The 5,604-nt window shown below is 64.4% G+C and carries 7 protein-coding genes; all 7 read right to left on the bottom strand.

Annotated elements, in window-relative coordinates:
• Nucleotides 1-627: GTP-binding protein (locus tag ACI38Z_RS01375; RefSeq protein WP_439788399.1), on the bottom strand; the 627-nt coding region annotated here is incomplete at its 3' end.
• A gap of 19 nt (nt 628-646) precedes the next feature.
• Nucleotides 647-1,117 (bottom strand): 30S ribosomal protein S7, encoded by a 471-nt coding sequence (rpsG, locus tag ACI38Z_RS01370; protein ID WP_090845514.1) that lies wholly within the window; start codon nt 1,115-1,117, stop codon nt 647-649.
• Nucleotides 1,118-1,164: 47 nt separating this feature from the next.
• Complete coding sequence (gene rpsL / locus ACI38Z_RS01365; RefSeq protein WP_090845511.1) at nt 1,165-1,539, bottom strand: 30S ribosomal protein S12; 375 nt, start codon at nt 1,537-1,539, stop codon at nt 1,165-1,167.
• A 340-nt stretch (nt 1,540-1,879) separates the two neighbouring features.
• Nucleotides 1,880-2,230 carry an ArsR/SmtB family transcription factor gene (locus tag ACI38Z_RS01360; RefSeq protein WP_439788398.1) on the bottom strand — a complete coding sequence of 117 codons (351 nt, stop codon included), beginning with the start codon at nt 2,228-2,230 and terminating at the stop codon, nt 1,880-1,882.
• A gap of 113 nt (nt 2,231-2,343) precedes the next feature.
• A complete protein-coding gene (locus ACI38Z_RS01355) occupies nt 2,344-3,720 on the bottom strand; it encodes an FAD-dependent oxidoreductase (protein ID WP_439788397.1) in 1,377 nt (458 codons plus the stop codon).
• Between the two features lie 206 nt (nt 3,721-3,926).
• Nucleotides 3,927-5,024 carry a glycerol dehydrogenase gene (locus ACI38Z_RS01350; RefSeq protein WP_439788396.1) on the bottom strand — a complete coding sequence of 366 codons (1,098 nt, stop codon included), beginning with the start codon at nt 5,022-5,024 and terminating at the stop codon, nt 3,927-3,929.
• Nucleotides 5,025-5,233: 209 nt separating this feature from the next.
• Nucleotides 5,234-5,604, bottom strand: a 371-nt coding sequence (locus tag ACI38Z_RS01345) for a hypothetical protein (RefSeq protein ID WP_439788395.1), incomplete at its 5' end; no start/stop codon positions are given.

Raw genomic sequence — 5,604 nt, 5'->3', positions numbered from 1 at the left:
GTCCTTGAACTCGTCAGGAATCTCGTCCATGGGCTCGGGGTAGATCATGCCCTTGGCGTCTTCCTTGAAGTCCCAGGCGGTGTTGGTGACGAGGTCGATGAGGCCCCAGAAGTTGGACTCGGCGCCCATGGGGATCTGCGCGGCGACGGCGTTGGCGCCGAGGCGGTCCTTCATGGTGTCGATGGCGTGGAAGAAGTCGGCGCCCACGCGGTCGTACTTGTTGATGAAGGCGATGCGGGGGACGTTGTAGTTGACGGCCTGACGCCAGACGGTCTCAGACTGCGGCTGCACGCCGGCGACTGCGTCGAACACGGCGACGGCGCCGTCGAGGACGCGGAGGGAGCGCTCGACCTCAGCGGTGAAGTCGACGTGGCCCGGGGTGTCGATGATCTGGATGATGTGGTTCTTCCAGAAGCACGTGGTTGCGGCGGAGGTGATGGTCACGCCACGCTCCTGCTCCTGAACCATCCAGTCCATGGTTGCCGCACCGTCGTGGACCTCGCCGATCTTGTGGGTCTTGCCGGTGTAGTAGAGGATGCGCTCGGTGGTCGTCGTCTTACCGGCGTCGATGTGGGCCATGATGCCGATGTTGCGGAGGTCCTCGAGCTGATACTTAACTTTTGCCATAAGACACTACTCCCCTGGACTAGAAGCGATAGTGCGAGAAGGCGCGGTTGGCCTCTGCCATCTTGAAGAGGTCCTCGCGACGCTTCACGGAAGCGCCGACGCCATTGGCGGCGTCCATGATCTCGTTGGCGAGGCGCTCGGCCATGGTCTTCTCCTTGCGAGCACGGCTGAAGTTGACGATCCAGCGGATCGCGAGGGTCGTGGCGCGACGGGAGTTGACCTCCATGGGCACCTGGTAGGTGGCGCCGCCGACACGCTTCGGCTTGACCTCGAGGGTCGGGCGGACGTTGTCCATGGCCTTCTTGAAGGTGGCCAGGGGATCGGAATCGGTCTTCTCCTTGACGAGGTCGAAGGCACCGTAGACAATGCGCTCCGCGGTGGCCTTCTTGCCATCGAGAAGGACCTTGTTGATGAGCTGGGTCACGAGACGGTTGTTGTAAACGGCATCCGGCTGGACCTCACGACGGACTGCTGCTGCACGACGCGGCATGTTGTATCTCCTAAAAACTCGTAGCTAATTCAGATGCGACCTTGCGGCTAGTTCTTGGGGCGCTTTGCGCCGTAGCGGGAACGAGCCTTCTTGCGGTCCTGAACTGCCGCGCAGTCATAGGCGCCGCGGATGATCTTGTAACGCACGCCAGGGAGGTCACGAACACGGCCGCCACGGATGAGGACGATGGAGTGCTCCTGCAGGTTGTGGCCCTCGCCGGGGATGTAGGCGGTAACCTCGATGCCGTTGACAAGGCGCACACGGGCGACCTTACGAAGTGCGGAGTTAGGCTTCTTGGGGGTCGTGGTGAAGACGCGGGTGCACACGCCACGCTTCTGCGGGTTGTGCTGGAGTGCGGCGTTCTTGGACTTGGCCTTGTGGGAAACGCGGCCCTGACGGACGAGCTGGTTAATAGTAGGCAAAGCTTCTCTCCTTAATAGGATCAAACGGTATTTGGTGCGCGAGCACCTATGTATCAGAGGCAGTGCAGCACCGCCGCCTCGGATTGTTGGGGACAGATACGTGCGCCCTTACCTTGGCTTCCCTTCCCGGCAGCGGCCCGGGACAGAATCCTTCCGCAAATTGGCGCGACGAAAAACTATATTCGCCCAAACCGCAGATGTCAAAACGCCACGGTGCCGGGCGTATCCCTTTTTCACGCCGCGTGCACAATCGGCCGACGCGGGCGAGAAGCGCACCCTCCCGCCCGCAACCGCCTCGGGTCGCGGCAACGTGCCGGCCGCACCCCCGCGGGCCGCGCGCCTACTCCGGCAGGACGTCCTCCGCGGCATGCGCGAGTCCCACGCGGAGCAGCTGCGCCACGTGCTCGTCCGCGAGCGTGTAGATCATGCGCTGCCCGTCGCGCCGGGCGTTCACCAGGCCGCGGTCTCGCAGCAGCCTGAGCTGGTGCGATATTGCGGATTGCGACACATGGCAGACTTCCTGCAGGTCAGACACGCTCTTCTCGCCCAGCACGAGCGCCGCCAGGATCTGGAAGCGCGTGAAGTCGGAAAGCGCGTCGAATATCTGCGTGGCGCTGTACACCACGTCGTCGTTTGCAAGCAGCTCCTCGAGCGCGCTGTCGTTAGCGGCCGCGGCGCACCAGTCTTCCATGTTGGCCCCCTTTGTCCGCCCACAGTTTAGCGCACAAGGCCCGCCCGAGGTCGTCCCCCGGGCGGGCCCATGCCCATCGTGCCGTTGCGGCGGTCGCCAGGTGCGGCCACGCGCTAGTTGAAGAAGCGCCTCACCAGGTCGCGGGAGTACTCCGCGGTCTCCTCCATGTCACCAAACGACATGACCTCGCCCGCGTAGTAGGTGTTCTGCCGGCCCTGGAGCGCCTCCACCTTGTCGTACCAGCCGTCGGCGTAGTCGGCGGAGCCCACGTGGGGGAAGTAGTACCAGTCGTCGATCCGCTCGGTCTTCATGACGGGCAGGCCCGACTTTGCCATGTCTGCCAGCGTGGTGTCGCGCGCCTCGTCAAACGGGACGTCCTCCGCGCCCTCGTGGTTGCGCAGCGTGAAGGTCACCAGGGGCTGAGCGCCCGCGTCCGGCCAGCGGTGATAGAACACCATCAGGTGGCCGCGCGTCTCGGGCGTCATGTTGGCAAAGTAGTAGTAGCTGATGTCGGGGCTCTTCTCCTCCTCCGTGCGGACGGCCATGGTGAAGTACTCCTTGTGCTGGATCTTGCCAAAGAGCTCCGTCTCCTCGGGCGTGGGGTCGCCGTAGCCCAGGAAGAGCTCGAGCGGCGTGCAGATCACGAGCTTGTCAAACTCCTGCTCCGCGCCACCGTTCACGCGCACGTAGACGTGCTCCGGCGTGCGGCGGATCGCCGTGATCTCGCTGTTGAGCTGAGCGGGATGGCGAAGCGCGCTGTTCACGCCCGTCCAGATGGAGTTGGTGCCGTTCTTCCACGTCCAAAGCCTGCCGGTAGAGAGGAACTGCTTCACCGTGAACGCGTCCAGGTACTTGAGGACGTACGCGGCCGGGATCTCGTCAAAGTAGCCGTAGCCAAAGCTCGTGAAGGGACCCTTCCACACCAGCTCGGCGTCCTCGCAGCCGTTGAGCTTCAGGAACTCGCTAAACGGCATGCTCAGGTCCTTGAGGTTGGGGTTCTCGCCCTCTATGTGGGCAAGCTTCATCTGGGGAGAAGGACACGGCCCCTCGTAGCGGCCCTGTGCCACGCCGCGGTGGCCGTTCACGTCGTAGCCCTTGTACTTGGTGTCCAGCAGATGGCTGAGCTTGCGCATCTTGAGCACCTTCTTGAGGAGCTCGACCTTGCTCTCCTTGACGGGCGTGCCGTCAGTGTTCATGAAGCGGCGCCCCATCTTGGGGCCGTCCGCGTGCGAGGTGTGGCCAAACTCCTCGCACTCGTGCACGGCAAAGTACGTGTCGCAGCCCATGACCGCGCCCATCTCGATGGTGCGGTCCTCCCACTTGCCCCTCTTGTTCTTTACCTTCATGAGCGGGCTGAACGCCTTGCCGCCCACGCGGCCGCTCCGCTCGAAGATCGTGTAGTTGTCGAACCCGTTCTTTTGCAGGTACATTGCCAGCGACAGCCCCGCGGGGCCTCCCCCTACGATGCAGATCCTGGTATTCCTATCCACTGGCTTCTCCTCTCACGGGCGGCTACACAATGTCTTCACAAGTATACGCGCCACCCAAACGCCAGGTTAGAAGAGCGGGGGACCCGGCCGAAGCCAGGTCCCCAACGGTAGCTCAGCAAATGTAAGCGGAAGTCAACTCAGGGAGCCAGCGCCACGCGACGGCCACGGAGGCCGTCCTTCTCGCCCCGCTCGCCCTCCTTGCTCCCTTACTCGTACAGCGCGAGCTCGTTCCTGCCCAGGGCGTCCGCCGCGAGCATGGCGTTCGCGACCTTCTCGGGCGTGACCTCAAACGGCATGTTGTGCAGCGTGTCGTTGGGCGCGCAGGCCAGCTTGGCCACCTCGAGCACGCGGTCGTAGCTCGCGTCCTTTACGCCCAGCTGCGCAAACGTCATGGGCAGCCCCACCTGGCCGCAGAAGTCCAGCACCTCGGGCAGCTCGTCCGCGTCCTCCAGCACCAGCTGCGTCAGCGTGCCAAACGCGACCTTCTCGCCGTGGTAGTAGGCGTGGGTCTCGGGCATGGCGGTCATGCCGTTGTGGATGGCGTGGGCGCCGGCCAGGCCCGCGGACTCGAAGCCGAGCCCGGAAAGCAGGGTGTTGGCCTCGATGATCTTCTCAACGGACTCCGTGCACGCGCCCGCCTCGAGCGCGATCTTGGCCTTGACGCCGTCGGACATGAGGGTGTCGTAGCACAGGCGGGCAAGCGCCATGGCCGCGGAGGTCACCTTTGCGCCCGCGCAGGTGGTGGCGTCGGAGCGCTTGCAGGCGCGCGCCTCGAAGTACGTGGCCAGCGCGTCGCCCATGCCGCTCACGGTAAGGCGCACGGGGCTCTTGCTGATGACCGTGGTATCCATGAGCACCAGGTTGGGGTTCGCCTTGAAGTACTGGTACTCCTTGAACTGCCCCTCGTCCGTGTAGATGACGGAAAGCGCGGAGCACGGCGCGTCGGTCGCGGCGATGGTCGGGACGATCAGCACCGGCGTGTCGATCTTGTTCGCGACCGCCTTTGCGGTGTCGAAAATCTTGCCGCCACCGATGCCCACCACGACGTCGGAGCCCTTGGCCTGCGCGTCCGCAACCAGGCGGTCGATCTCGTCCTGCGAGCACTCGCCGTTGAACTGGTCAAACTCAAACGCGACGCCCGCGTCCGCAAAGCTCTTGGTCACCACGTCGCCGGAGCGCCTGATGCCGCCGGCGGATATGATCACGAGCGCCTTCTTGCCGTAGGCCTTGGCATAGCTGCCGAGGTTGGCAAGCTCCCCCGGACCCTGAACGTACTTGCTGGGACTTATGAACACGCGTGCCATGGCTATCCCTTCGACGATGCCGAACATTCGTTGCCGCTCGGGCCACCAGATCGCGACCCTTGTGCGAAACACCCGCATTATGGCACGAAGACGACGCCCGCCCGCGGCATCCCGCAAACGGTTGCGCCCCACACGTGACAGCAAGGGGGCGCCGTTGCAGCCCCAGCGACGCCCCCCATTATTCGACCCTTCCGCTTGGGCGAGAAGAACTAGAACTCCCGCCCGTTTGACCTGCGGCAATGCATCCAGATGCCTGCAGCGACGGCGAGCGCGCCCGCGACGCCGAGGCCGGTCCATAGCGGTTGCGTGTAGTCGCCGGTCTTCACGACGCTGCTGCCACCCTTGGTGGTCTTGGCGGAGGCGGTCGTGGTCGAGGTCGGCGTGGTCTTGGCGGGCTCGGACGGCTTGCTGTACGCGTTGGTGAAGGTGGGGTCCTTCACGGTCGCGCCGCTGGCGTCGGCATAGCTGACCTGTATCTGGCCGAGCGTCGACCCCGCGACGCCGCCGCTCCATCCAACGTAGACCGTCACGTCGTACTCGGCCGCGTCGTAGGTCCAGTTGGAGTCCGCACCCGCGACCT

Source organism: Parafannyhessea sp. (genome assembly GCF_051876455.1).
In the GTDB taxonomy this organism is placed as follows: Bacteria; Actinomycetota; Coriobacteriia; order Coriobacteriales; family Atopobiaceae; genus Parafannyhessea.
This window is presented reverse-complemented; position numbering and strand designations above follow the sequence as displayed.